At 33.0% G+C, this 24779-nt stretch carries 28 protein-coding genes; 14 read left to right on the forward strand and 14 right to left on the reverse strand.

What is annotated here, in order from left to right; all coding sequences use genetic code 11:
- Positions 1 to 34 precede the first annotated feature (34 nt).
- Together ACOQOS_RS11995 and ACOQOS_RS12000 are read left to right on the forward strand one after the other, a co-directional pair.
- A complete protein-coding gene (locus ACOQOS_RS11995; RefSeq protein ID WP_420570698.1) occupies positions 35 to 1399 on the forward strand; it encodes a saccharopine dehydrogenase family protein in 1365 nt (454 codons plus the stop codon).
- Between the two features lie 237 nt (positions 1400 to 1636).
- On the forward strand, positions 1637 to 2107 hold the full coding sequence (locus ACOQOS_RS12000) for an Lrp/AsnC ligand binding domain-containing protein (protein WP_420570699.1): 471 nt from the start codon (positions 1637 to 1639) through the stop codon (positions 2105 to 2107).
- Between the two features lie 100 nt (positions 2108 to 2207).
- On the opposite strand, the gene ACOQOS_RS12005 is transcribed toward ACOQOS_RS12000, so the two are convergent.
- The 5 genes from ACOQOS_RS12005 to ACOQOS_RS12025 form a co-directional block, all read right to left on the reverse strand.
- Complete coding sequence (locus ACOQOS_RS12005) at positions 2208 to 2912, reverse strand: zinc metallopeptidase (protein ID WP_420570700.1); 705 nt, start codon at positions 2910 to 2912, stop codon at positions 2208 to 2210.
- Between the two features lie 181 nt (positions 2913 to 3093).
- Positions 3094 to 3675: a hypothetical protein gene (locus ACOQOS_RS12010; RefSeq protein ID WP_420570701.1), complete on the reverse strand. Its 582-nt coding sequence runs from the start codon at positions 3673 to 3675 to the stop codon at positions 3094 to 3096.
- A 22-nt stretch (positions 3676 to 3697) separates the two neighbouring features.
- Complete coding sequence (leuS, locus tag ACOQOS_RS12015; RefSeq protein WP_420570702.1) at positions 3698 to 6517, reverse strand: leucine--tRNA ligase; 2820 nt, start codon at positions 6515 to 6517, stop codon at positions 3698 to 3700.
- Positions 6518 to 6669: 152 nt separating this feature from the next.
- A complete protein-coding gene (locus ACOQOS_RS12020) occupies positions 6670 to 7452 on the reverse strand; it encodes an ABC transporter permease (protein WP_420570703.1) in 783 nt (260 codons plus the stop codon).
- A gap of 5 nt (positions 7453 to 7457) precedes the next feature.
- On the reverse strand, positions 7458 to 8372 hold the full coding sequence (locus ACOQOS_RS12025; RefSeq protein WP_420570704.1) for an ABC transporter ATP-binding protein: 915 nt from the start codon (positions 8370 to 8372) through the stop codon (positions 7458 to 7460).
- 196 nt (positions 8373 to 8568) lie between these two features.
- Between ACOQOS_RS12025 and ACOQOS_RS12030 the strand changes: the two genes are divergently transcribed.
- The 5 genes from ACOQOS_RS12030 to truB all read left to right on the forward strand — a co-directional run bounded on the left by ACOQOS_RS12030 (position 8569) and on the right by truB (position 11921).
- Complete coding sequence (locus ACOQOS_RS12030) at positions 8569 to 9447, forward strand: cell division protein FtsX (RefSeq protein WP_420570705.1); 879 nt, start codon at positions 8569 to 8571, stop codon at positions 9445 to 9447.
- 272 nt (positions 9448 to 9719) lie between these two features.
- Positions 9720 to 10079, forward strand: a complete 360-nt coding sequence (locus ACOQOS_RS12035; RefSeq protein WP_420570706.1) for a hypothetical protein — start codon at positions 9720 to 9722, stop codon at positions 10077 to 10079.
- A gap of 57 nt (positions 10080 to 10136) precedes the next feature.
- Entirely contained in the window at positions 10137 to 10415 is a 279-nt protein-coding gene (locus ACOQOS_RS12040; protein WP_420570707.1) for a DUF3098 domain-containing protein, read from the forward strand.
- Positions 10416 to 10418: 3 nt separating this feature from the next.
- On the forward strand, positions 10419 to 11222 hold the full coding sequence (locus ACOQOS_RS12045; protein ID WP_420570708.1) for an undecaprenyl-diphosphate phosphatase: 804 nt from the start codon (positions 10419 to 10421) through the stop codon (positions 11220 to 11222).
- Positions 11223 to 11921 carry a tRNA pseudouridine(55) synthase TruB gene (gene truB / locus ACOQOS_RS12050; protein WP_420570709.1) on the forward strand — a complete coding sequence of 233 codons (699 nt, stop codon included), beginning with the start codon at positions 11223 to 11225 and terminating at the stop codon, positions 11919 to 11921.
- Between the two features lie 108 nt (positions 11922 to 12029).
- Here the strand turns inward: truB and ACOQOS_RS12055 are convergent, their stop codons facing one another.
- The gene (locus ACOQOS_RS12055; protein WP_420570710.1) at positions 12030 to 12641 is read right to left on the reverse strand and encodes a thioredoxin family protein; all 612 of its coding nucleotides are present in this window, start codon (positions 12639 to 12641) and stop codon (positions 12030 to 12032) included.
- Between the two features lie 162 nt (positions 12642 to 12803).
- On the opposite strand from ACOQOS_RS12055, the gene ACOQOS_RS12060 reads away from it, so the two are divergent.
- Genes ACOQOS_RS12060 through ACOQOS_RS12070 form a run of 3 tightly spaced genes read left to right on the forward strand, consistent with a single transcriptional unit; the run spans position 12804 to position 14639 of the window.
- Positions 12804 to 13385 (forward strand): DNA-3-methyladenine glycosylase I, encoded by a 582-nt coding sequence (locus ACOQOS_RS12060; protein WP_420570711.1) that lies wholly within the window; start codon positions 12804 to 12806, stop codon positions 13383 to 13385.
- Positions 13385 to 13972 (forward strand): hypothetical protein, encoded by a 588-nt coding sequence (locus tag ACOQOS_RS12065; protein ID WP_420570712.1) that lies wholly within the window; start codon positions 13385 to 13387, stop codon positions 13970 to 13972. The genes ACOQOS_RS12060 and ACOQOS_RS12065 overlap by 1 nt, the downstream gene beginning before the upstream one ends.
- A 40-nt stretch (positions 13973 to 14012) precedes the next feature.
- Positions 14013 to 14639, forward strand: a complete 627-nt coding sequence (locus ACOQOS_RS12070; protein WP_420570713.1) for a DUF2490 domain-containing protein — start codon at positions 14013 to 14015, stop codon at positions 14637 to 14639.
- A 51-nt stretch (positions 14640 to 14690) separates the two neighbouring features.
- Here ACOQOS_RS12070 and aat read toward each other — a convergent pair whose 3' ends face one another.
- Together aat and ACOQOS_RS12080 are read right to left on the reverse strand one after the other, a co-directional pair.
- Positions 14691 to 15320 carry a leucyl/phenylalanyl-tRNA--protein transferase gene (gene aat, locus ACOQOS_RS12075; protein WP_420570714.1) on the reverse strand — a complete coding sequence of 210 codons (630 nt, stop codon included), beginning with the start codon at positions 15318 to 15320 and terminating at the stop codon, positions 14691 to 14693.
- Positions 15321 to 15509: 189 nt separating this feature from the next.
- Entirely contained in the window at positions 15510 to 16901 is a 1392-nt protein-coding gene (locus tag ACOQOS_RS12080; RefSeq protein ID WP_420570715.1) for a short-chain fatty acid transporter, read from the reverse strand.
- 385 nt (positions 16902 to 17286) lie between these two features.
- Here ACOQOS_RS12080 and ACOQOS_RS12085 point away from each other — a divergent pair, with 385 nt between their 5' ends.
- Entirely contained in the window at positions 17287 to 18954 is a 1668-nt protein-coding gene (locus ACOQOS_RS12085) for a SulP family inorganic anion transporter (RefSeq protein WP_420570716.1), read from the forward strand.
- A gap of 96 nt (positions 18955 to 19050) precedes the next feature.
- On the opposite strand, the gene ACOQOS_RS12090 is transcribed toward ACOQOS_RS12085, so the two are convergent.
- The 3 genes from ACOQOS_RS12090 to ACOQOS_RS12100 all read right to left on the reverse strand — a co-directional run bounded on the left by ACOQOS_RS12090 (position 19051) and on the right by ACOQOS_RS12100 (position 20763).
- Positions 19051 to 19398 carry a hypothetical protein gene (locus ACOQOS_RS12090; RefSeq protein WP_420570717.1) on the reverse strand — a complete coding sequence of 116 codons (348 nt, stop codon included), beginning with the start codon at positions 19396 to 19398 and terminating at the stop codon, positions 19051 to 19053.
- Between the two features lie 124 nt (positions 19399 to 19522).
- Entirely contained in the window at positions 19523 to 19897 is a 375-nt protein-coding gene (locus ACOQOS_RS12095; RefSeq protein WP_420570718.1) for a DUF3127 domain-containing protein, read from the reverse strand.
- 5 nt (positions 19898 to 19902) lie between these two features.
- The gene (locus tag ACOQOS_RS12100; RefSeq protein ID WP_420570719.1) at positions 19903 to 20763 is read right to left on the reverse strand and encodes a flavin reductase family protein; all 861 of its coding nucleotides are present in this window, start codon (positions 20761 to 20763) and stop codon (positions 19903 to 19905) included.
- A 233-nt stretch (positions 20764 to 20996) separates the two neighbouring features.
- Between ACOQOS_RS12100 and ACOQOS_RS12105 the strand changes: the two genes are divergently transcribed.
- Positions 20997 to 21245: a hypothetical protein gene (locus tag ACOQOS_RS12105; RefSeq protein ID WP_420570720.1), complete on the forward strand. Its 249-nt coding sequence runs from the start codon at positions 20997 to 20999 to the stop codon at positions 21243 to 21245.
- 170 nt (positions 21246 to 21415) lie between these two features.
- A complete protein-coding gene (locus ACOQOS_RS12110) occupies positions 21416 to 22585 on the forward strand; it encodes a sensor histidine kinase (RefSeq protein ID WP_420570721.1) in 1170 nt (389 codons plus the stop codon).
- A 119-nt stretch (positions 22586 to 22704) separates the two neighbouring features.
- Here ACOQOS_RS12110 and ACOQOS_RS12115 read toward each other — a convergent pair whose 3' ends face one another.
- Entirely contained in the window at positions 22705 to 23094 is a 390-nt protein-coding gene (locus ACOQOS_RS12115) for an HIT family protein (protein ID WP_420570722.1), read from the reverse strand.
- Positions 23095 to 23206: 112 nt separating this feature from the next.
- Positions 23207 to 23683, reverse strand: a complete 477-nt coding sequence (gene greA / locus ACOQOS_RS12120; RefSeq protein ID WP_420570723.1) for a transcription elongation factor GreA — start codon at positions 23681 to 23683, stop codon at positions 23207 to 23209.
- A 200-nt stretch (positions 23684 to 23883) separates the two neighbouring features.
- Between greA and ACOQOS_RS12125 the strand changes: the two genes are divergently transcribed.
- The gene (locus ACOQOS_RS12125) at positions 23884 to 24327 is read left to right on the forward strand and encodes a hypothetical protein (RefSeq protein ID WP_420570724.1); all 444 of its coding nucleotides are present in this window, start codon (positions 23884 to 23886) and stop codon (positions 24325 to 24327) included.
- Between the two features lie 87 nt (positions 24328 to 24414).
- On the opposite strand, the gene ACOQOS_RS12130 is transcribed toward ACOQOS_RS12125, so the two are convergent.
- Positions 24415 to 24639, reverse strand: a complete 225-nt coding sequence (locus ACOQOS_RS12130; protein WP_420570725.1) for a hypothetical protein — start codon at positions 24637 to 24639, stop codon at positions 24415 to 24417.
- Positions 24640 to 24779 lie beyond the last annotated feature (140 nt).

Consider the following 24779-nt stretch of genomic DNA (forward strand, 5'->3'; position numbering starts at 1 on the left):
TGTCTTATTACAAAATTACGCAACAAAACCCATTATGCGAAACATTTTAATTATCGGCGCAGGAAAATCTGCTTCTTACCTCATAAAATATTTTTTAGATAAAAGTCATACTGAAAATTTACATGTAACTGTTGGAGATATCAATATTAAAAATGCCCAAAAACTTGTTGGAGACCATGAAAACGCTTCTGCTATTTTTTTAGATGTTTTTAATGAAGAGAATAGAAAAGCAGCCATCGAGAAAGCGGCGATTGTAATTTCTATGCTACCAGCACGTTTTCATATTGAAGTTGCAAAAGATTGTGTGCATTTTGGTAAAAATATGGTTACGGCTTCGTATATCAGTAAAGAAATGCAAGCTTTAGACGATGCTGTAAAGGAAAAAGGATTGGTTTTTATGAATGAGATTGGAGTAGATCCAGGAATCGATCATATGAGCGCTATGGAAGTGATAGACCGTATTCGTGATAATGAAGGAGAAATGATCTTGTTTGAATCATTTACTGGTGGATTGGTCGCTCCTGAAAGCGATACCAATTTATGGAATTACAAATTTACTTGGAATCCTAGAAATGTGGTATTAGCAGGACAAGGTGGAACAGCAAAATTTATTCAGGAAGGAACTTATAAATATATTCCTTATAATCGCTTGTTTCGCCGAACTGAGTTTTTAAATGTAGAAGGTTACGGAAAGTTTGAAGCGTATGCAAATCGTGATTCTTTAAAGTACAGAAGTGTATACGGATTGGATGATATTTTAACTTTATATCGCGGAACAATAAGAAGAGTCGGATTTTCTAGAGCTTGGCAAATGTTTGTAATTTTAGGAATGACAGACGACAGCTATACTATTGAAAATTCAGCAGAAATGAGTTATCGTGATTTTGTGAATTCATTTTTACCATACAGTCCAACAGATTCTGTGGAATTAAAGATGCGTCATAATCTGAAAATTGATCAAGATGATACACTTTGGGAAAAATTATTGGAATTAGATCTTTTTAACCCAAATAAAAAAGTAGAATTAGAGAATGCAACTCCAGCACAAATTCTACAAAAAATCTTAATGGATAGTTGGACGCTTGCACCAGAAGACAAAGATATGATCGTGATGTATCATAAGTTTGGCTATGAAAAAGATGGAGAAAAACATCAAATAGAGTCAAAAATGGTAATTCTTGGTGAAGATCAAACCTATACTGCAATGGCAAAAACTGTAGGATTACCTGTTGCAATCGCAGCTTTAAAGATTTTAAATGGTGAAATTTCTACGCCTGGAGTTCAATTACCAATTACTAAAGAAGTGTACACACCTATTTTAGAAGAATTACAAGAATATGGTATTGCTTTTCACGAAGTAGAAGTTCCATATTTTGGATATGATCCTGCGAATATGTAAAGATTTTTGATTGATAATTATTTGTTATTAAATTTTCAAAAACCAAGTACATCTCGATACAAATTTCTTATTTGAAATTCACTCGATGTGACGCTTTGTTACGTTATTAAAATTTAAAATTTCATTTTTTTGTTATTTTCATAAAAAAACTATCAAATTCTCTTAAATTTTTATTTTTTAAATAAAGTTTGAGTTAAAACTGCTAATTTTGACTTTCATTCTATAAATAATTAGTTTATGAAAGTGATTAATGAGCAAATAGAGATTGATGGTATTGACAAGGAGATTCTTCGCGCCTTAATGAACGATGCTCGAACACCTATTTTGAGTATTGCTCGTGGTATTGGCATTTCTGGTGCAGCCGTACATCAGAGACTTCGAAAATTGGAAGACGCAAAGTTAATTGTTGGTTCTAAATTTGTCATCAACCCAAAAGTATTAGGATATAAAACCATGGCATTTATTGGTGTGTATTTAGATAAAGCCATGCGAAACCCTTCTGCTGTGAAAGAATTACAAGAAATTCCAGAAGTAATGGAAAGTCACTACACAACAGGAAATTGGTCTTTGTTAATTAAGATTCTTTGTAAAGACAACGAACATTTAATGCATATTTTAAATCACAAAATACAAGCAATAGAAGGTGTTTCACGAACAGAAACATTTATTTCTTTAAATCAGCAAATTGATCGCCAGATTAAAGTATAGTATGTAGATTTACTCAGCGTTTTATACTGTAAGTTACCAAGAAACATCTCTTACAAAACATAAAAAAGCCGAATGTTATATAGCATTCGGTTTTCTTTTTCTAGTTTCTTCTACCGCGATTTAAATACTTCAGAAAATATAACAAGGTTGCCAATGAACCAAGTGCAGCTACTACATACGTTCTTGCTGCCCATTTTAAAGCATCTTGCGAACCTGCAAATTCTTCTTGCGACACCATATTCTTATCTCTAAGCCACTTTAAAGCTCTGTTGCTTGCGTCATATTCTACAGGCAGTGTTATAAAACTGAATAGTGTTCCTGTTGCAAACATAATCAGTCCAATAATTAAAATATTTTGTCCTAAACCAGCTCCTTGTCCTGCCATTAATGCAATTCCTCCATAAATTACCCATTGAGAAAACTTAGAAGCAATACTTACTATAGGGACTAATTTTGAGCGCATTTGTAACCATTTATAACCTTTAGCATGTTGAATAGCATGTCCAACTTCATGAGCAGCTACAGCAGCCGCAGCAGCATTTCGTTGACTAAAAACACCTTCACTTAGGTTTACTGTTTTTTTCATCGGATTATAATGATCTGTGAGCATTCCTTTTACATGAATTACTTCTACATCTCTAATTCCATGATCTGCTAGCATTTTTTCTGCGATTTCCGCACCACTTAATCCGTTTCGTAATTGTAGTTTTGAATAGTGTGCGAACTTGCTTTTGAGTTTATTACTCACAAACATACTTACCAACATAATTGCGCCCGCCAAGAGCATATATCCACTTGAAAACATATTTTTTAATTTTAATTATTTAAATAAAATAGCATTCTTATTTTACTATTTCAAAAGGTAATTATTATAGGTTAAAACCAGAAACTACAATGTTTATTTGTTTGACTTTACGATAAAAAATACAAAAACCTCGCCAAATAGACGAGGTTTATTTTATATAAAGTTTTGTTTGTATTTGCTTTTAGTCACGCTCTACCTTACGTAAGGCTGCTTTTTGAATCACAGCAGTAGTATAACTTGTGACAGCTAATTTTTCTCCACCTGTTTGTCTAGAATCTACTTTTTCAGTCACAATGATATTGAAAAGTATACGTCCGTCATTTTTAAATTCTACGCTACTGTTAAGTATTCTATTGTTTACTTCAAACGTACTAAACAATGTTTGACGAATGTAATTTGCTCTAAGTACAACTCCGTTATTTTCATCTAAATCATATAATCCTTTAGCAGGGTCTACCACAATTAGAGTATACTTACGCTTATCTTTTTTATTGGAAACCAAGTATGACATTGTATATGAAAACTTTTTTGGATCTTCAGTTGGTGCAATAACCAGTTCCATTGGTACATTTTGCAATACGCCAGAAGCATCTGCAATATTTAAGTTTCCAGCGTATGTCCCAACATATTCTTTAGGAAAAGCATATTCTGTTGGGAACTTTTTGTTTTCTGCATTTTTCCCTGAACGTTCCTTGACTTGCTTTTTTTGTGCAATACAAGAAGACATACAAATTAATGCAATTAAAAAAACGAGTTTTTTCATATTCAGTCTTTTACGTATGATATTATCCTACTATATTAATGATTTTTCCTGGAACTACAATTACATTTTTCGGAGTTCTTCCATTAAGTTGTGCTTGTGTACGTTCGTCTTCAAGAATTATTTTTTCTATTTCTTCTTTCGATAAATCTAATGATAATTCTTTTTTGAAGCGCATTTTACCATTAAAAGACACAGGATATTCCTTAGAACTTTCTACCAAATGTTTTGGTTCAAATGTTGGAAATTTCGCTGTTGCGATAGAGCCTTCATTTCCTAAACGCTCCCATAATTCTTCTGCAATGTGCGGCGCATATGGTGAAATTAAGATTGTTAACGGCTCAAGAATTTCTTTGCTACTACATTTTTGTTGTGTTAATTCATTCACACAAATCATAAACGTACTAACTGATGTATTGAACGAGAAGTTTTCAATGTCTTCCTGAACCTTTTTGATCGTTTTGTGTAATGTTTTTAAATTATCTTTCGTTGGAGTAGCGTCTGTTACTTTTGAAACTCCTTCTTCACCAACATACAACTTCCATAATTTCTTTAGGAATCCAAAAACTCCTGAAATTCCTGCCGTATTCCATGGTTTTGCTTGTTCTAATGGACCTAAGAACATTTCAAACAAACGCAAACTGTCGGCTCCATATTCTTCACAGATATCGTCTGGGTTTACGACGTTGTACCAACGTTTTGACATTTTTTCAACTTCACGACCTACAATATATTTATTGTCTTCTAAGATAAATTCAGCATCTTTAAATTGCGGTTGCCAAGCTTTTAAATCATTTATATCTAATTCATCTGATGTATTGATCATATTTACATCTACACGAATTTCATCTACTTCATGAGCATCTTTTAATCCTTTAGAAACATATGTATTTGTCCCCGTGATTCTATACACTAAAGCACTCGTTCCTAAAATCATCCCTTGGTTAATCAACTTTTTGAACGGCTCATCAACACCAACAAAACCTCTGTCTTTTAAGAATTTTGTCCAGAAACGTGCGTATAGCAAGTGACCTGTAGCATGCTCACTTCCACCAATATATAAATCTACATTTTCCCAGTATTTTAAAGCTTCCTCACTAGCAAAATCACTTTCTCGATCTGCTTTTTCCATGTAACGGAAGAAATACCAAGAACTTCCTGCCCAACCTGGCATGGTGTTTAATTCTAATGGAAATATAGTTTCGTTGTCAATTTTATCATTGTCAACGACAGTATTTGTATTGGTATCCCAAGCCCAAACTTCAGCATTTCCTAATGGTGGCTCGCCTGTTTCGGTAGGTAAATATTTTTCTACTTCTGGCAATGAGATTGGTAAATGTTTTACATCAATCATTTGTGGCATTCCGTCAACATAATATACTGGAAATGGTTCTCCCCAATAACGCTGGCGCGAGAATACTGCATCACGCAAACGATAATTGATTTTTCCTGTTCCAATACCGCGTTTTTCCATTTCGTAAATCACGGTTTTCATCGCCTTTTTGTACGTTAAACCATTTAGGAAATCAGAATTTGCAATTTTTACACCTTCTTTTTCGCCATATGCTTCTTCTGAAATGTCTACGTTTTCAAAGATGTTTGGAATTTCTAAATCAAAATGTTTTGCAAAATCATAATCACGTTGATCTCCACATGGAACTGCCATAACCGCACCTGTTCCGTAACTTGCTAATACATAATCTCCAATCCAGATTTGCACTTTTTCTCCTGTAAATGGATGTAACGCATATGCGCCTGTAAATACTCCTGAAATGGTTTTTACATCTGCCATACGTTCGCGTTCGCTACGTTTGGAAGTTGCTTCAACATAGGCTTGAACTGCTTCTTTTTGATCTTCTGTTGTGATTTTAGCTACTAGATCATGTTCTGGCGCTAAGGTCATAAAACTCACTCCGTAAATGGTGTCTGGTCGTGTGGTAAAAACATCGATGTTTGCATCGTGTCCATTTACTTTAAACGTTACCATTGCTCCTTTCGAGCGACCAATCCAGTGTGTTTGAGAGTCCATTAATGCTTGTGGCCAATCAATCGTATTCAAACCATCTAACAAACGTTGTGCATACGCAGAGATTCGCATGCTCCATTGTGTCATTTTTTTACGCACAACTGGATGTCCACCACGTTCTGAAACTCCATTGACGATTTCGTCATTCGCCAACACAGTTCCTAAAGCAGGACACCAATTTACTTCCGTTTCAGCCAAGTACGTAAGTCTGTATTTTAGTAATATTTCTTGTTTCGTTTTTGCATCGTAGTTTGTCCATTCTGCGGCAGCGAAAACAGCGATATCATCATCACAAACAGCTTTTACATCTGCATTTCCAGCAGCTTCAAATGTAGCGACAAGCGTTTCAATATGTTCCGCTTTGTTTGTTTCAATATTGTACCAAGAGTTAAACAACTCTATAAAAATCCATTGTGTCCATTTGTAATACGCAGGATCTGACGTACGTACTTCTCTGCTCCAATCGAATGAAAATCCTATTTTGTCTAATTGCTCACGATAGCGCGCAATGTTTGTTTTTGTAGTAATTGCTGGATGCTGACCCGTTTGGATGGCATATTGCTCTGCTGGCAATCCAAAACTATCATATCCTTGTGGATGCAATACATTGAATCCTTGATGACGCTTGTAACGTGCATAAATGTCTGAAGCAATATAACCTAATGGGTGACCAACGTGTAATCCTGCTCCTGATGGATAAGGAAACATGTCGAGCACATAATATTTTGGTTTATCTGATTGACTTTCTGCATGAAACGTTCCGTTTTCTGCCCAATATTTTTGCCATTTGGCTTCAATTTCGTTGAAATTGTACTTCATCACTATATTTTTAGAAGTCGCAAATTTAAGCATTCACTATTAAAAACCCTACTCAGTTGTATAGTAATCTAATACAAAAAAGCGCCACAATTTGTTTGTAACGCTTTTTAGATATATAGCTTTCAAATATGTAATTAAAATATGGTATTGTATTATTTGATATTCATACGTTTTATATCTAAATATCCTAGTATTGAGAATAGCACAAAATATCCTAAGCTGTAGAAAGAAACTGATGGAAACCACAATAACGATTCTATGTCTTTGTCTACTGGATATAGACTAAGCATATTGTACGCGTATGGAAAATATAAAGATTCTTCTGCACGGTAAATTATCATTCCTGTCATTACTAATACCATTCCAATTCCTAGTGGAATGATAAAGTTTTTAACTCTAAAGCTTAGCCAATATTGTATTCCTACTATTCCTAGAATTGCAATACACGATCTAAAAAGTAGTTTTATGAATTTTGTATAATCTGGTGAAAATGCCAAAAAGTTAAGCTCTTCATGAACTGTGCCTTGTATAACACCATTTAAGATTATTAACACAAAAAACATACTGTAGGTAAATATGATAAGTCCTATTACAATAGATAGTTTTCCAAAGTAAACACTCCATTTAGGTATTGGCATCGCAAATAGATGTTTTATTGCAGATGATTTATGTTCTAATTGAATTATCAAACTTGTTATTAACACGGTAAATAACGGAATTAAAGGTCCGGCAGCAAATACTTGATCTGCGATAAAACGATCCCAAGGATTTACACCTTCATCGGGAATCAGTGTTTCAGATTTTAAAATATAGTATAGAAAAAAGATGATCGGAATAAACATTGCGCTTATAACTGCTAACCATAATGCAAAGGTTCTTTTTAGTTTTATGGTTTCGTTTTTAATACTTGAGGTATAATATGTAATTGCATTCATGGTTTTTAGTTTTCTGTTAATGATAAGAAGAGTTCTTCAAGGTTGTTCATTATTTTTATTTGGTAGATTTCTGCTTGATGATTTCTAATTGTATCAATAACAGTAGTAATGTCTTTTTTATGATTTACTGTGGTAGTAATTGTATGATCATTGATTTCTTCAAAAGAAAGAGACTGTGTTGACAATACTTCTTTTACTTTTTGCACGTCGTTTGTTTCTATTTCTATTTTGAGAGTGTCGTTTTGAGATTCTTGCAATGCGTTTACGGTATCTTGAAATAGCATTTCACCTTCTCTAATAATTCCTACGTGCGTACATGTTTTTTCTATTTCACTTAATAAGTGACTTGAGATAAAGATTGTAGTTCCATGATTTTGATTGAGTTCTTTGATAAGTTCTCGCATTTCTATAATCCCTTTTGGATCGAGTCCGTTTGTAGGCTCATCAAGAATTAATAGTGAAGGTTCACTTAATAAAGATATTGCTAAGCCTAAACGTTGTTTCATTCCTAGCGAATATGCTTTCACTTTTTTGTGTTTTGCATACGACAACTTTACAATTTCTAATACTTCTTCAATTCTTTCTTTCGAAATATTTCCACGATAATTAGCTGCTATTTTTAAGTTTTCAAGTGCATTTAGGTTTCCGTATAGAGAAGGGTTTTCAATTAGCGCTCCAATTTTTCCTAAATTTTCTATTCTTGATTTTTCAATTGTTTTATCAAAAAGTTCTATGACACCTCCATTTTTCTTTAAAAGACCCAATAGAAGTCTAATCGTTGTTGTTTTCCCTGAACCATTTGGACCTAAAAAACCATAAATACTTCCTTTTGGAACTTTCAGAGATAAGTTTTTAATATCTTTTCTATTTTTCGCATAAGAAAAGCTTAGGTTTTCAGTTTTGATTATGAATTCTTTCATTGGTTGCTTTTTTATTAACGACGAATAGCCTCTATTTTTGTAACAACATGTTATTTTTTTAACATTAAAAAGTGTTATCGAAATCAAATGAAAGATTGAAACTATTAGTTCATTCGTTACGCTAAAACAGTTTTACACCTAAAATTCAACATTATTATTTTTAATTTTTTAATTTTACCAGTCTAACGCACTATTTATGAGTTCTTCTTTTGAAAAGTATCAAAAAAAACGATTGATTTCTTCTTATTTTTCTGTGGTATTGAGTACTACTTTGGTGCTTTTTTTACTTGGAATACTAGGCTTGTTGGTTTTGAATACAAAGAAGGTAGCTGATTATTATAAGGAAAAGATTGCCTTAACCGTGTATTTGAAAGATAGCGCTAAAGATGTTGAAATTAAGCAATTACAAAAAACATTGGCTTTAGCCGAATATACTAAATCTGCAGAGTTTGTTTCAAAGGAAACCGCCGCAGCCAACCTAACAGCAGATATCGGAGAAGATTTTGTAGAATATCTTGGTGAAAATCCATTGTTAAATTCATTGGATGTTTATGTAAATGCTCAATTTGTTTCTGGGGAAAAATTAGAAGCTATTGCTGCTGAAATCTCAGAAAAGAATTTTGTTGAAGAAGTTTCGTTCGACAAACCTTTAGTGTCTAAATTAAATGCTAATATTAAACGCATTGGACTCGGAATTTTGATTGCTTGTATTTTCTTTGCTATTGTTGCTGCATTATTAATAAATAGTTCTATTCGTCTTTCGGTATATGCAAAACGTTTTACCATCAAAACGATGCAAATGGTTGGTGCTACTAAAGGTTTTATTCGCAGACCTTTTATTTGGAATAGTATAAAAATGGGCGTGATTGCTGCAATTCTTGCATTAGCAGGAATGGCTGGCGTATTGTATTATGTAAACAAATCATTACCACAATTACAACTTGCCAATGACAAAATGTTAATCGGTTCCGTATTTGCTGGAATTTTAGTAATTGGTGTTTTAATTACTTTAATCAGTAGTTTCTTTGCTACACAACGCTTCTTGAATTTGCGTACCGATCAGTTGTATTATTAAAGTTTAAACTGATCATATTCTTACATTTCTTAAAGTAGAAAAAAGAAACTTTGTCATCAATTTAGAAAGCTAAAAAAAGGTTTTAAAACGTAGTACTCTACTACATTTATCAAACTAAGCACTTATAAACATTAACACACTTTAACCCTTTATTATAAAATAATTAGGAGTTTATTGAGTTATCTTTATACTATCAAATCCAAACCACAAAATTTATGATGAAAATATTTACGTGATAAGAAAAGACATTTTAATTTTTAAAAATTATAATTATGAGAAGATTCACATTTATATTTTTAGGCATAGCATTAGTTGTATTTTTAGCATACTCATTCAAACCTGCAACCAAGGTAAAATCGGATGATTGTGTACTTATTTCTGGCAAGATTGTTTCCATAGAAGAAGGAACGTCAAACGACATTCATATTCGATTGGAAAACGATAGTCACTATTATTATATCAATCGCGGCTTAGAGAAAGGCATAAATTTAGAGCAATTAAGTTCAAAAGTTTTAAATAAAACCGTTACTTTGTACTGTCCTAACCGATGGACAATTGTCAATCCTGATGGAATTGTTCCGCATATTTCAAAAATGGAAAAAGGTACAACCGTTGTTTACAGCGAATTTTAAAACGTACTTTTTAACATGAATGTATGTTTCGGTGGATACTTGTAAATTTGAGCGTACATGAAAAACAAGAAGTTAAAAAGTAACAATACTGCAGAAAAAAATACTCCTCAACCACAACAAGGTTTTGTTTTTGGGAAGAAAAATTATGTATTTATGTTTATCGGCTTAGCTGTGATCGCCTTAGGTTTTATTTTAATGTCTGGCGGCGGAAGCGATGATCCAAATGTATTTAATGAAGCTATTTTCAGTACCCGAAGAATACATATTGCACCAATGGTAGTCATGCTAGGATTTGCTATTGAAGTATATGCAATATTGTTGAATCCGAACTCCTAATTCATGGAAATAATTAATGCAATTATCCTTGGAATTATTCAAGGATTAACGGAGTTTCTACCAGTTTCTTCTAGTGGCCATATTGAATTAGGAAAAGCTATTTTAGGTGTTGAAGTCAAAGGCGAAGATAATATGCTGATGACGGTCGTGCTACATTTCGCTACGGCATTAAGTACCATTGTTATTTTCCGAAAAGATATTTTAGACTTACTCAAAGGTATATTTCAATTTCAATGGAATGAAGAATCTAAATTTGCTGTAAAAGTGATTATTTCTATGATTCCTGCAGTTCTTGTTGGTGTTTTCTTTGAAGATCAATTAGAAGCTTTATTTAAAGGAAATATAGTACTTGTAGGTTTTATGCTTATCATAACAGCAGTACTACTTTATTTTGCTGACAAAGCTAAAAATACTGATAAAAACGTTAGTTATAAAAATTCGATTGTCATCGGAATTGCGCAAGCGATTGCCATGCTGCCAGGAATTTCACGTTCTGGAGCCACAATTTCCACATCCGTTTTACTTGGGAACGATAAAACTAAAGCAGCACGCTTCTCGTTTTTGATGGTAGTTCCATTAATTTTTGGGAAGATTGCTAAAGATATTTTTAGTGGAAAAATTACGTTTGACAATGATCAAATTATCCCGCTTTCTGCTGGATTTTTAGCCGCTTTTATTGCTGGACTTTTTGCTTGTACTTGGATGATTAATTTGGTAAAGAAAAGTAAACTTACTTATTTTTCAATCTATTGTTTAATTGTCGGATTGATTGCAATTGGCTACGTAGGATTTCAAAAATACTTCTAAATGAAAACGCTCGAAGAATACCAAACTGGACAAACTTTATTAATAGACAAACCATTAACTTGGTCTTCATTTCAAGCTGTAAATAAAGTAAAATGGGCGTTAAAGTCAACATTTAAAGTCAAGAAACTCAAAGTTGGTCATGCAGGAACTCTTGATCCTTTAGCAACAGGATTGTTGATTATTTGTGTTGGAAAAAACACGAAGAAAATCTCAGAATTTCAAGGTCAGGCTAAAGAATATACAGGAACCATAACAGTTGGTGGCACTACTCCATCATACGATTTGGAAAGCGAAATCAACGAAACATTTCCAATTGATCATATTACCAACGAGTTGATTTATGAAACGACTCAACAATTTTTAGGCGAAATTGATCAAGTTCCACCTGTGTTTTCTGCCCTAAAAAAAGATGGAAAACGTCTGTATGAATTAGCACGCGCAGGCGAAGAAGTTGAAGTTCCATCAAGAAAAATTACGATTGATGAATTTGAAATTACACGTATTGCTTTACCTGAAATAGATTTTAGAGTTGTTTGTAGCAAAGGAACTTATATTCGATCACTAGCACATGATTTTGGAAAAGCTTTGAATTCTGGAGCGCATCTTTCCGCTTTACGTCGTACAAAAATTGGCAATTTTAATGTTGACAATGCTATTTCTCCTGAAGCTTTTGGAGAAAGCCTAAGAGGTATTGAATAGTTCAATTCAAACTTTGCTGTACAACATTCCCAAAAATAAGAAAGGATTGAAATATAACATTCCAATCCTTGTATTTATACTATTTGTATTCTGCTAATTCAATAAGAACTACACTAACTTTAGTAAATCAGCTACTGTATTTTGTCCTTTATCTTTATTGTACCAAACTTGTAAATCTTGTTTAAATTCTGGAGTTAGTTTTCCATGTTCAGCTTTATAATCATTTACTAATTGCGTTGCTTTAGAAGGTCTCGGTCCCCAATCTCCAATAACATTTCCAGAAGTATTATCAATAGCAATTAACTTCGGAATAGATTTTCCTCCATTCGTTAAAAACTCGTTCATCAATGCTTCGTTCTCATCTCGCAATACTACTTTTAGAGTAATATTATCATTCAATTCAGCAACTTTATTAATTACTGGCATTGTTTGCGCTGCATCTCCACACCAACTTTCAGTCAACACTAACCACGTAACATCGCCATTATACGATGTAATATCTTCAATCGCTTGTTCTGTTAATTTTGTAGTTTTATCTAAACGTTTCATACGTTTATCATTCAACATAGAATAGTTTGAAAGTGCGTCTGTTTGCAATTCACCTGTAGATTTGCCTTCTGCAACTAAGTTTTGCACCAAGTTTCTATATTCTTGATATGAAGTTGCTTTTGTTAAGCTTTCTCCTATAATGTTTTTTATATGTATATCTGTTGCCGTCATAATCTTTATGCTTTTTACACGAGTTCAGTCGTAGTTTTCTATAAAACTTACGTTGTTTATTTTCAATGCGCTTTTGTCATTTGTTACAAGCGTTGTAAATTTACAAAACCATTCAGTGATGCTAACTGATGTTTGTCATGAAATAATTAAAATTTAAAAGAAATGAATTTTACTGAAAAAAGAAGATGTTCTTGGTGTGGAAATGATCCTTTGTATGTAGCATATCATGATGAAGAATGGGGCGTTCCTGTATATGACGATGCAACATTTTTTGAGTTTTTAGTTTTGGAAACATTTCAAGCAGGTTTGAGCTGGATTACTATTTTACGAAAACGTGAAAATTTCCGAAAAGCGTTTGATAATTTCGATTATAAAAAGATTGCCAATTATGACGAAGAAAAATATCTCAGTTTACTGGAAGATGCTGGTATTATTCGAAATAAACTTAAGATCAAGGCAACGATCACAAACGCACAAACTTTTATAAAGATTCAAGAAGAATTTGGGAGTTTTTCAGAATATATTTGGCAATTTACTGACGGAAAACCGATTCAAAATGCTTTTGTTAGCGAAAAAGATATTCCTGCAACCACTGAAATCTCAGATAAAATGAGCAAAGCACTTAAAAAACAAGGTTTCAAATTTGTAGGTTCTACTGTGATGTATGCATTTATGCAAGCTACTGGAATGGTCAATGATCATATTGTTAGTTGTTTTCGATATGAAGAAATAAAAAATATGTAATGAGATATTGGTGCTTTTTATTATTTGTATGTTTTTCATTCTGCTGTACAGCACAAAATTCATTTAAACATGAAAAAGAAGAACGCATTGAAAAGAAGTTATTTCCTAAAAATGCTTTAGAACTTCTAAACAAAACGTTACCTCAAAAAGTAAAGCGAATAAAATACTATAAAGAACAAGATAGCACGAAGATTAGCTATGAAACGAAGCTAAAATATAAAGGACGAAAATATAGTATTGAGTTTAGCAAAAATGGTGTTTTGGAAGATGTAGAAATCACTATAAAACAAAAACATATTCCGCCAAAAACACTTGAAATGATTAAGAAATATATGTACAATTCGTATGCTTCTTTTCGCTTCAAAAAAATTCAACGTCAATATAAAAATAACGCAAGAATTGATGCAGAAAATACCATAAACAATGCATTTTCTAACGATAAAAACAGTCCGTTTTCATATGAAATCATAGCAGAAGTAAAAACAAAAAAGAAGCGTTATTTTATCGAAATTACTTTTACAAAAGATGGCGACTTCGAGTTAAAGAGAACAATTATTCAATCTTCGTATGACCACATTTTATACTAAATTTTTTATTCCGTTTGCGATCTTTCTCTGCTCGTATTCGATGTGTTCACAGAATGATTTTACTACTTTTTTTGAACCTTCATTTGCTGTAAATCATAAAGTAAATGACAGTTATAAACTAAATTTTTCTACGGTAACTAGAAATTATGTCTATCGCGACGATGAATTTGAGTTTACAACACGACAACTTCAATTTGTACATTTTTCAACCTATAGCTTTAACTCAAATCATAGTGTCAGTGGAGGAATTATGTATCGTTTCCGAGAAAACTTTGAAGATAAAAGCAACGAATTACGTCTCACACAACAATATAATTACGCATATAGACCCAATATAGTGCGCTTTGGACATCGTTTTCGAAGTGAACAACGCATTACAACCAACAATACCATACATCGCTTTCGCTATCGTTTTACCATTGATTTGCCGCTTTCAGGTGAAAAATTGGATATTGGCGAACCATATTTTGTAGCCAATGCAGAATCCTTATTGAGTATCGTAAAAACTGCTACTCCGCAAATAGATCAGCGATTTACTTCACAAATTGGTTGGCAATGGACAGAAAGCTTAAAGTTTCAAACAGGTTTGGAATATCGTTTTGAAAATTACAACCAAACCACGCAAGAAATTTTGTTTGTACTTACTTCTGTGATCTTGAATTTGTAGTTTCTAAGATTCTCCAATCAAAACTGTTCTCGATACAATGAATCACAGGTTTTACAAATACGATAAAAATACTTCCCGCGGCACTTCGTATGCGCCTAAACTTGCCAAATGATTGGTGTACATCTGACAATCAACCAACTGACAACCATTTGCTTTTAATTTCTCTATCAAATAAATAAAACCATATTTGCTGGCATTGCTTTCAAAACTAAACATGCTTTCTCCACAAAAAACGTGTCCTAAATTAATACCATAAATGCCACCAACAAGCATGTTATCTCGCCAAACCTCAACAGAAGTAGCATAGCCCATTTCGTGAAGTTTGATGTACGCGTCTTCCATTTCGGAAGTAATCCAAGTGTCATCTTGCCCAGGACGTTCAATGAGTGCACAAGCGCGAATTACATGTCGGAATGCTTTATTATAAGTTACTGTAAATGCTTCCCTGCGTATCAATTTTTTCATACTTTTCGATACTTTCAAGTCATCAGGAAATAAAACCATTCTCGGATCGGGTGACCACCAAATAATAGGTTCATCCTCACTATACCAAGGAAAAATACCGTTTTTATAGGCAAGCAACAATCGTTCTGGCTGTAAATCGCCACCAATCGCCAAAATGCCTTCTGGGGAAGTTTCTTCAATTGAAGGAAACGCTATTTCGTCTGTTAAAAGATACATGTAATTCTGATTATCTAGTTGTCACTTTTAGAAAAGAAAAGGTAATACTTTGATTTTTAGTAATTTTTCGCCAAATTTGTAATTAGTCTTAATATAGCTAAACATTTATTTTCATCATTGCTTTTTGAATTAGTGTATTAAGATTAAAGCCTAAAACCACAATATTAAGTCCCGTTTTCGGGACTTTTTTTATAGTAATAAAAGTCCTAAAATATACACTGCAGAACCTACCAACATCAAAATAATAGTATAGGGTAATATTTCTTTTGCTTTTAATCGTGTAATACCTAACAAAGGTAATGCCCAAAATGGTTGCAACATATTGGTAATTTGATCTCCGTACGCCAACGCCATAATTGCCTTTTGCAGCGGAACTCCTAATTCTAAAGCTGATTTAATGACAATTGGACCTTGTACTGCCCATTGTCCACCGCCACTTGGCACAAATATATTGACCAATCCAGCGCTAAAAAATGTAAATATCGGTAATGTGGTTTCGGTAGCAACCGACACAAAGCTATCGGAAATCATAGTGACCATTCCTGAACTTTTCATGATTCCCATAATTCCAAAATACAACGGAAATTGGATTAAAATCCCTGAAGTTCCTTTGATCGCTTCTTCTACAGCATTGAGGAAACTTTTAAAATTTCCATGCAAAACAATCGCTACGCCTAACATGAAAAAATTTAACATATTAGGTGAAATCTTTATTTCTGAAAGTGAACTTAAATTATCTGCGTATTGAATAAAAAACACAACTAATAACAAGATTCCGAATACTATCGCAAATACAGGAGAATAGTCAAGTTTTTCAGCGCCTTCCAAATCTTCTTTTCCCTTTGTATCAAATTGATACTTTGGCAAATTTAACTTTGTTGGTGTTGCTTTTTTAGCAAGCAAACGTAATGTAAAAGGAATGATAATTAATAAAATTCCAAACAATAATAAATTCCACCAACTAAAAATAGTACTACTTGAAGTAATCACTTCTGGAACTTTTCCGAATGTATCTACATCTAATATTCCATTCATCATTTCTAACAAATGACCTTGCTCTGCTACTTTTGAAGGAGCCGAACCACTAATTCCACCATGCCAAACCATTAACCCTACATAACCTGCCGCACCTACTAATGGATAGTTTATAGGAATTTGATTTTGCTGCGCATGTTCTCCAACTTTTCTAGCGAGAATTGCTCCAAATATCAAACCCAATCCCCAATTAAAGAACGCAACTAACATCGTTGTCACACTTACTAGAATTACAGCACTCGTTGTATTTGTCACAGATTTTGTGATACTAATAATGACTTTATTGACAGGTTTACTCAACACCAATACATGCCCTAAGACAAGAATTAGCATCATTTGATAGGCAAATACCAATAATCCTGAATTCCAAATTCCATCTTCCCAAAACGACAATACTTCTACAAAATGAGTTGCTGTATTCGCTTCATCAGGTTTTGTGAGAAATGTTGCTAAAACAATCGTAATAAGTGTTAATAATACCGCAATGGTAAACGGCGAAGGCAAATAACGCTTAAAAATAGTTTCGATGGCTTTGGTGATGCGCATGGTTAATTTTTGGGTGAATTTACGAAAATATTAGCTTAGACATTCAGACACTTTACTACTAACCTTTTTCTACTTTGCTTTTGGATTGTTTTGAGTAATTTTGAATGTTGAATGTTGAATGTTGAATGTTGAATGTTGAATGTTGAATACAAAATTACTTTACTGAAAAGTTCTAGATTGTTTTCTGGATATTTCTTTGAAAAAATTGTGAAAAGAAATGTTTTTGAAATTAAAATCTATTTTTTTGTTTAAAAGGTTTTTCAAAAAATTAAACCATTCGTATTTTTGATTTTAGCTAAGAATATGTGTAGTTTTAAACTATTGCTTTTTTTGCTTCTTATTTCAGCTGAAAAAGTATTCAACCCACTCAAAAAATAAGAAAATTATGTTGAAAAAATTTTACGACTTTAAAAATTTTAAAGGTGATTTTACAGGCGGACTCGTAGCTGGTGTAGTAGCATTACCGCTAGCATTGGCATTCGGAGTACAATCTGGAATGGGAGCAACAGCTGGTTTATATGGTGCCATTGCCGTTGGTATTTTTGCTGCACTTTTTGGCGGAACGGAAACACAAGCAAGTGGTCCTACTGGTCCAATGACAGTTGTGTCAGCAGCATTGATTGCCGCAGCTATTCAAATGAATGGAAGCCTTGACAATGGAATGAGTATCATTTTAGCAACGTTTTTATTAGGTGGAATTTTTCAGGTAGTTTTTGGGTTTTTAAATATTGCGAGTTATGTGAAATATTTTCCTTATCCCGTCATTTCTGGATTTATGAGTGGTGTTGGATTAATTATTGTCATTTTACAAATATTTCCTTTTGCAGGAATGGCTTCATCTAAATCTACTGTTGCCGTTATTCAAAATTTACCAAGTTTATTCACCGAATTTAATCCTTATGCATTATTGTTAGGTGGAATTACAATAGTTGTCTATTATATTTTCCCTAAAATAACAAAAGCAATTCCGAGCGCTTTGGTAGCTCTGATTGTTGCAACATTGATTGCTTATTTTATGAAAATGGATGTTCCTTTGATTGGAGAAATTCCTTCAGGATTACCTACTTTCCAATTAGGAAATATTTTGAGTATTGATTCGAGCGCATATGCCACTATTGTAGAATATGCAGTCGTATTAGCCGTTTTAGGAAGTATCGATTCTTTGTTAACATCTGTAATTGCCGATAATATGACCAAAAGCAAACACAATAGTAATCGAGAACTTATTGGACAAGGAATTGGAAATATGATTGCTGCTGCTATTGGAGGAATTCCTGGCGCTGGAGCTACGAAAGGAACAGTTGTAAATATAAATGCAGGTGGAAGAACAAGAGTTTCTGGTATACTTCACGGACTTTTCTTATTAGCAGTTCTACTAGGATTAGGTCAATTAGCCGCACACATTCCTTTATGTGTGTTAGCTGGTTTGTTAATTCCTATCGGATTTAAAATTGTAGACTTTAAAGGTTTAAAACATTTGCTAAAAGTGCCAAGAGCAGATGCTGTCGTACTCGTTTTAGTATTGTTAATCACTACGTTTGGAAGTTTAATTCAAGCTGTAGGAATTGGAATTGCCTTAGCGTGTTTGTTATTCATGAAGAAATCAGGTGATATTAGCGAGAAAGGTATGGAAGTTGGAAAAGTAGCCGATATTGACGGTTCAAAACCTTGGCAAGATGAGATAGAATTTTATGAAGAATACAAGAGTAAAGTCATCATAAAACACTTATACGGACCATTATTTTTTGGGTTTACATCGTATTTTAAAGATCAAATTCAGTTATTACCTGAAGATATAAAAGCGGTTATTTTTAGAATGGATAGAGTTCCGTATGTCGATCAATCTGGTTTGTATACGTTGGAAGATATCATTTTTGATTTACGCGCAAAAAATATAGAAGTCATTTTAGTCGGACTTCAAGAGCAACCTCATGATATGTTGAAAAAAGTTGATATTATCCCTGATCTTGTTCCTGAAGAAGATTTATTTGATGCTATTGATGGAAGTTTTGAATATCTGAAGAAAAAGTTGAAAGAAACTACTGTGGAGTAGTTTCAAAAACCACATAAAACTAAAAACCTGTAATTTTAAAAGATTACAGGTTTTTTTAATGAAATTTTTGTTTAAATTTTATCACACAAAATACTACTACTTCATATAATTTTCGTGATTTCTAACATCTATTAACGATTGGTAACAATGTTCACAAATCACATCTGAATAACAATATCTGCGAGCGCCAGGCTCGCTTCCAAACTTTACATGCCATTCTGTATCACCTTCATATTTTGCATTAAATTTGTCGGCTAATTCTTTGAGAAATGCCTTTTCTTTTTCTGTCAAAAGATCAGTATAATTTAACGGCACAGAAAGTCCATTTTTATCTAAGACAATTCCAAGTTCTTCTAGTTTGTCTTTTATAATATCATTTTCTTTCAGTATGCTTAAATAGCTTTCTACTGATAATTCCTTGCAAAGAGTTCCACTTTTATTCATCTACATCGTTTTTGTTTGATTGCACTCTTTAAAGATAAAAAATAGTTTAATACTATTGTGATCAAAAAAAAACCTGCAATTACTGAATTACAGGTTTTTATCATTTTATAGTATTTCAAACTCCTTAAAAAGGTAAATCGTCGTGATCTTCTTCTTTGAAATCGTTTGCTGGTTCAAAAGCATCTGCTGGTGGTACTGGTGGCATTCCTGCTGGCGCTTCCGATTGTAAGTTTTCAATTCTCCATCCTTGAATAGAGTTGAAGTATTTTGTTTCTCCTTGCGGATTTACCCATTCTCTACCACGTAAGTTGATACTGATTTTTACAGGTTGTCCTACTTGGAAATTGTTTAATAAATCTGTTTTATCCTGTACAAATTCCACCATAATATGCTGTGGATATTGTTCTTCTGTAGTTACGACAATTTCACGCTTTCTAAATCCATTATTTCCAAATGTCTGCGTTTGCCCGATCATTTTGATTTTTCCCTGTACTTCCATGTTATTTATTTTGCTAATAAGATTTTCCAAGCAGTCATGACATCTCCTTTGGCAAGAAATTCTTGAGCTACTTTATGATTTGTTTCTGGTGTATCTGAAATTGTAATTTCAGTTGTATTTATAAATTCTTCTATTGCTGTTGCTGATGGTAATTGTTCTACATTTCCTAAAATTCCGAGATCATTTCCCGTAAGAACTTTACTATTTCGAATCGCAGTTGGAATTTGGTCTACGCCAATTCCGAGTGTCGCAATTGGTTTTGGTATTTCAAAAAAACCATCACGAGCTCTACTGTAAAAACTTCCTCCTGCTCTGGCTACCAAGTCAATTTTGTAATGATCAATGGTTCCGTGGTCATTTAAAACGTCTTCGTTAATGTGTAATTTCACCACTTCACAGATGATTAAATTCCCTGCTCCGCCTTCATTTCCTAGCGAAACAACCTCATTCACTTTACATTCAAATTGTACTGGTGATTCTGCAACACGAAATGGCTTTACTTTATCAGATGGCAACATTGTTAATCCTGCCTTTTCAAACTCATTCACGTCTGCCGCATATTCTGTACTACTTAATGACATTTGCTGCACAATTGCATGATTTACTACATTAATTACAACTTCTTTCGTTGCCAAAGCATTTTCAAGCGTGTGTTTTGTAGTATTGTTACGAACTCTTCGTGCAGGCGAAAAGATCATAATTGGTGGATTTGCACTAAAAACATTAAAAAAACTGTATGGAGATAAATTTGGATTTCCTTCAGTATCTACAGTACTTGCAAATGCAATAGGTCTTGGAGCAACTGCACCAAGTAAATATCCGTGTAATTTCGCCGTTGGAATTTCTTTAGGATCAATAGATACCATTGTCAATGTTTTTAGTGCGACAAAATTAATGTAAAAAAGCGGAGCAAACAACTATAGTTATTAACTTGAATACGGTGTTTTTAACATCTAATATAATTACCAACTTACTTTCATCGTACAAAAAACAGCAAATCAACACAAGTACGTCAATACTTACAACTATATACAGTTTTTATTTATTTTTTAAAATTTAAGACATATATTTAGACTTTACTAATTAAAATTTTAACACTATGATTAAAAACATTTTAAATGTCAATGACGTAAAAGTATTGACGAAAGTGGAGCAATTTGACATCTTAGGAGGAAATGATTCTGTTGTAAAGATAGTTTGCTCAGGAGGTAATCTAGTATCAGGAGATGCTCCAAATTGTCACTGTCATAATTTAGGAGATGGAATTTATCTTGTTCAATATACAAATGACGGAACTGATAGCTACAGAACTATTAATATGCTTGGTAAAGTTGTAGAAGAACTTTAATTAAACAAAGAAGATTGTCTAAAACATGTAATAATGTATAATGAGAAGTTAAATCAAGTTCAGCTTGACGCTCTTATTTGGGCAATCTTTTTGTTAAATACAATTAGCTTTTTTCTTTTCACAATAAAACTGCTAGTTTTCGTTTATATTAGTGTTTTCAAAGTGTTTATATGATTTTAAAAAATAAGCCAGTTCTTATACGTAGGGTTCTTATTGTAGCCTCTTTTGCAATTGTATCAGGAATTTTATGGAATACGTATATTTTCTTTCAAGAATTTAAAAAGGAAGAACGTGCGAAGATGGAGATTTATGCTGAGGCTGTTTCGGAAGTGAATCAAAATTCTCTTCAACAAGACTTAAGTAATTTATCTTTAAAAATATTAAGCAATAATACTTCTAACCCTAGAATTTTTGTAACTGTTGAAGGTGTGATGGATGCACAGAATATGGATGAAGAAAAAATGAATGATTCTGTTTATCTTGTAAAAAAGGTTAAACAATTTTCAAAAGAAAATACTCCTATTGATATTTCTTATTTTGACGAAACTAATAACCTTAGAGCCAAAGTGGGAACTCTATACTATGGCGATTCTCCCGCTTTAAATAAACTCAAATATTATCCGCTTGCGTTATTACTAATTATTGTCTTATTTGCCGCTGTCGCTTATTTCTTTTTTAGTGCTTCAAAAGCTTCCGAACAGAATAAATTATGGGCAGGAATGGCGAAGGAAACAGCACATCAAATTGGTACACCGCTTTCTTCTTTAGTTGGTTGGACAGAAATTTTAAAAACTGAAAATGTAGATCCTGATTATATTAAAGAGATTGAGAAAGATATTGATCGCTTACAAACGATCACCGAACGCTTTTCTAAAATTGGTTCTATTCCAACATTGAAGCGACATGATATTGTAAAAGAAACTAAAGATTCCTACGATTATCTACTTTCTCGTACTTCTAAATTAGTAAATTTTACTTTTGAAGCTCCTGAAACTCCTATTTATAGTGAGATCAACACACAATTGTACAGTTGGACGATTGAAAATATGGTAAAAAATGCCATTGACGCTATGAAAGGGAAAGGAGATTTGAAACTTGAAATTATTCCAACAGATAGTTTTGTAAAGATTCAAATTACCGATAATGGAAAAGGTATTGCAAAACGTAATTTCAAAAAGGTATTTCAACCAGGATTTACTAGCAAAAAACGCGGTTGGGGATTAGGTTTATCTCTTGCCAAACGTATTGTAGAAAATTATCATAGCGGAAAGATTAAAGTACTGAAATCTGAACTCGGCAAAGGAACTACAATGCAAATTTCCCTGAAAACAGTGGCTTGATTTAGACTCGCTACACTTTTAGATTTTTAGAACGCTTTGTTTTTGGGTCTTGGGTCTTGGGTCTTGGGTCTTGGGTCTTGGGTCTTGGGTCTTGGGTCTTAAAAGTAGTATTTTTCACTTTATAGTTCAGCACGAATCTTTGCTGCTACAGCTTCAAAGTCTTCTGGAGATAATTCTTGTTTATTCGCAAAATTCATACTGTTCATGCCGTGCAAAGGAATCAAGTGAACATGTGTATGTGGCACTTCTAAACCAATGACAGTCATTCCTACACGAAGACAAGGAATTGCCTTTTCAATAGCAATGGCTACTTTTCGTGAGAAACGCATTAATCCCATATACGACTCTTCAGAGAGATCAAAAATTTTATCAACTTCTTCTTTAGGGATACATAATGTATGACCAACTGCGTTTGGACTAATATCTAAAAAAGCATAATAATTTTCGTCTTCTGCTATTTTATATGATGGAATTTCTCCGTTAACTATTTTGGTAAAAATCGAGGCCATGTCAATGATTTTGTATAATTGGTAAGATAAAAAAGTTCTTTCGAATACATATAAAAAAATCCTTTTTTAACAAGTAAGAAAGGATTTTTCATTTTTATTATGTAATGCAGCACTAGCTACGTGTAATTTCTAGTATTTCAAAGTTCATTGTCCCATTTGGCACTTTTACTTCTGCAATTTCTCCCACAGATTTACCAAGTAGTCCTTTCCCAATTGGAGACGTTACTGAAATTTTCCCAGCAGCTAAATCTGCTTCGCTTTCTGCTACCAATGTATAGGTCATTTCCATACCATTTGTAGTGTTCTTGATACGTGCCGTAGAAAGAACTAATACTTTTGAAGTATCTAATTGACTTTCGTCAATGATTCTCGCAGAAGCCAATACTTCCTCCATTTTAGAAATTCTCATTTCCAAAAGTCCTTGCGCTTCTTTGGCTGCATCGTACTCGGCATTTTCACTCAAATCACCTTTATCTCTTGCTTCAGCAATGGCTTGCGAAGCTTTTGGTCGTTCAACACTTTTTAATTGGTCTAACTCTTCTCTTAGTTTTTTTAATCCTTCTGCTGTATAATAAGATACTTTACTCATAATTTCTTCGTTTTCTATCTAGTTATAGTTGTGTTTTGCACAATATAAATAGGCAATCGTGTATTATATAACGCAAAAAAATCCCATCGAACACGGGATTTTGTTATACAAATATAAGAAAATATTTAAAGTCCTTAACGATGTGACTTTTTAAAAAATGATTTTACGTAAATTGCGAAACTTATTAAATATTAAAATAGATGAAACGTTTTTTGATTTTATGTTGTGCCCTAGTCGTTTTCTTCTCATGTAGTAGTGATGACGGCGGAGTAAACAACAATCCTTATATACCAAACACATTGGTTCAATTCCAAATAAACCTCAATTTACCTCAGTTTGATAATTTAAATTTTGCTGGAGGTTCTACCTATATTGCAAATGGTGGTGGAGTTCGTGGTTTTTTTGTTTTTAACTTGTCGGGAGATCAATTTTTAGCATGGGAAGCAAGTTGTCCGAATCATACACCTAATAATTGTTCAACTATGAGTATTAATGGTGTTTTAGCTACTTGTTCTTGTGAAGATTATGAGTATAGCTTGGCAAACGGTCAGTTATTAAACCCTGATGAAGGTGGAGAAAATTTTCCAATGATTAACTACCGAACTTCTAAATCAGGAAATGTTGTGACTATTTCAAATAATTAAAATAATAGTTTTGAAATCTGAGTATTGAGATTTTTAAACTTGTATCATAAAAAAAGAGCGATTCAAATGAGTCGCTCTTTGCTTTTTTTAGCATGCTACATTCCATGACGGGCAGTCTCTCGTATGATCACAACCACCAGAAGGACAACCGCAAGTACCATAAACAGCCGAACATATAGCATCACTAACACCTTGTAGAATAATTGGAGTTAGACATGCGGGTTGGCTTCCTCCTTTGATATTTTGAATCGTTTCAATTTTTGAAATTTTGATTTTGTTTAATGACAAATGTTTGATGTTCTTCTTTTTCATTTTCAAATAGTTTAAAAGTTAATAATGAACTTAAAACTATCTTCTTTTTCCTGGTTATTAGTGAAATAAAAGCTTCAACTTGTACTATTGGGTACAAAAAAACGACTCTTTCGAGTCGTTTTTTCTTTTCATATGGTATG

Source organism: Kordia sp., assembly GCF_965224175.1.
Lineage (GTDB): Bacteria > Bacteroidota > Bacteroidia > Flavobacteriales > Flavobacteriaceae > Kordia.

What these genes read in the sequence shown, in the direction of transcription:
- ACOQOS_RS12095 (WP_420570718.1), bottom strand. Translation starts at nt 19,897, where the DNA reads ATGGAAGTACAGGGAAAAATCAAAATGATCGGGCAAACGCAGACATTT.
- ACOQOS_RS12040 (WP_420570707.1), top strand. Translation starts at nt 10,137, where the DNA reads ATGAAAAACAAGAAGTTAAAAAGTAACAATACTGCAGAAAAAAATACT.
- ACOQOS_RS12070 (WP_420570713.1), top strand. Translation starts at nt 14,013, where the DNA reads ATGTGTTCACAGAATGATTTTACTACTTTTTTTGAACCTTCATTTGCT.
- ACOQOS_RS12130 (WP_420570725.1), bottom strand. Translation starts at nt 24,639, where the DNA reads ATGAAAAAGAAGAACATCAAACATTTGTCATTAAACAAAATCAAAATT.
- ACOQOS_RS12060 (WP_420570711.1), top strand. Translation starts at nt 12,804, where the DNA reads ATGAATTTTACTGAAAAAAGAAGATGTTCTTGGTGTGGAAATGATCCT.
- ACOQOS_RS12005 (WP_420570700.1), bottom strand. Translation starts at nt 2,912, where the DNA reads ATGTTTTCAAGTGGATATATGCTCTTGGCGGGCGCAATTATGTTGGTA.
- truB (WP_420570709.1), top strand. Translation starts at nt 11,223, where the DNA reads ATGAAAACGCTCGAAGAATACCAAACTGGACAAACTTTATTAATAGAC.
- ACOQOS_RS12110 (WP_420570721.1), top strand. Translation starts at nt 21,416, where the DNA reads ATGATTTTAAAAAATAAGCCAGTTCTTATACGTAGGGTTCTTATTGTA.
- leuS (WP_420570702.1), bottom strand. Translation starts at nt 6,517, where the DNA reads ATGAAGTACAATTTCAACGAAATTGAAGCCAAATGGCAAAAATATTGG.
- greA (WP_420570723.1), bottom strand. Translation starts at nt 23,683, where the DNA reads ATGAGTAAAGTATCTTATTATACAGCAGAAGGATTAAAAAAACTAAGA.
- ACOQOS_RS12100 (WP_420570719.1), bottom strand. Translation starts at nt 20,763, where the DNA reads ATGGTATCTATTGATCCTAAAGAAATTCCAACGGCGAAATTACACGGA.
- ACOQOS_RS11995 (WP_420570698.1), top strand. Translation starts at nt 35, where the DNA reads ATGCGAAACATTTTAATTATCGGCGCAGGAAAATCTGCTTCTTACCTC.
- ACOQOS_RS12065 (WP_420570712.1), top strand. Translation starts at nt 13,385, where the DNA reads ATGAGATATTGGTGCTTTTTATTATTTGTATGTTTTTCATTCTGCTGT.
- ACOQOS_RS12020 (WP_420570703.1), bottom strand. Translation starts at nt 7,452, where the DNA reads ATGAATGCAATTACATATTATACCTCAAGTATTAAAAACGAAACCATA.
- ACOQOS_RS12090 (WP_420570717.1), bottom strand. Translation starts at nt 19,398, where the DNA reads ATGAATAAAAGTGGAACTCTTTGCAAGGAATTATCAGTAGAAAGCTAT.
- ACOQOS_RS12115 (WP_420570722.1), bottom strand. Translation starts at nt 23,094, where the DNA reads ATGGCCTCGATTTTTACCAAAATAGTTAACGGAGAAATTCCATCATAT.
- ACOQOS_RS12125 (WP_420570724.1), top strand. Translation starts at nt 23,884, where the DNA reads ATGAAACGTTTTTTGATTTTATGTTGTGCCCTAGTCGTTTTCTTCTCA.
- ACOQOS_RS12010 (WP_420570701.1), bottom strand. Translation starts at nt 3,675, where the DNA reads ATGAAAAAACTCGTTTTTTTAATTGCATTAATTTGTATGTCTTCTTGT.
- ACOQOS_RS12030 (WP_420570705.1), top strand. Translation starts at nt 8,569, where the DNA reads ATGAGTTCTTCTTTTGAAAAGTATCAAAAAAAACGATTGATTTCTTCT.
- ACOQOS_RS12080 (WP_420570715.1), bottom strand. Translation starts at nt 16,901, where the DNA reads ATGCGCATCACCAAAGCCATCGAAACTATTTTTAAGCGTTATTTGCCT.
- aat (WP_420570714.1), bottom strand. Translation starts at nt 15,320, where the DNA reads ATGTATCTTTTAACAGACGAAATAGCGTTTCCTTCAATTGAAGAAACT.
- ACOQOS_RS12035 (WP_420570706.1), top strand. Translation starts at nt 9,720, where the DNA reads ATGAGAAGATTCACATTTATATTTTTAGGCATAGCATTAGTTGTATTT.
- ACOQOS_RS12055 (WP_420570710.1), bottom strand. Translation starts at nt 12,641, where the DNA reads ATGACGGCAACAGATATACATATAAAAAACATTATAGGAGAAAGCTTA.
- ACOQOS_RS12000 (WP_420570699.1), top strand. Translation starts at nt 1,637, where the DNA reads ATGAAAGTGATTAATGAGCAAATAGAGATTGATGGTATTGACAAGGAG.
- ACOQOS_RS12045 (WP_420570708.1), top strand. Translation starts at nt 10,419, where the DNA reads ATGGAAATAATTAATGCAATTATCCTTGGAATTATTCAAGGATTAACG.
- ACOQOS_RS12085 (WP_420570716.1), top strand. Translation starts at nt 17,287, where the DNA reads ATGTTGAAAAAATTTTACGACTTTAAAAATTTTAAAGGTGATTTTACA.
- ACOQOS_RS12105 (WP_420570720.1), top strand. Translation starts at nt 20,997, where the DNA reads ATGATTAAAAACATTTTAAATGTCAATGACGTAAAAGTATTGACGAAA.
- ACOQOS_RS12025 (WP_420570704.1), bottom strand. Translation starts at nt 8,372, where the DNA reads ATGAAAGAATTCATAATCAAAACTGAAAACCTAAGCTTTTCTTATGCG.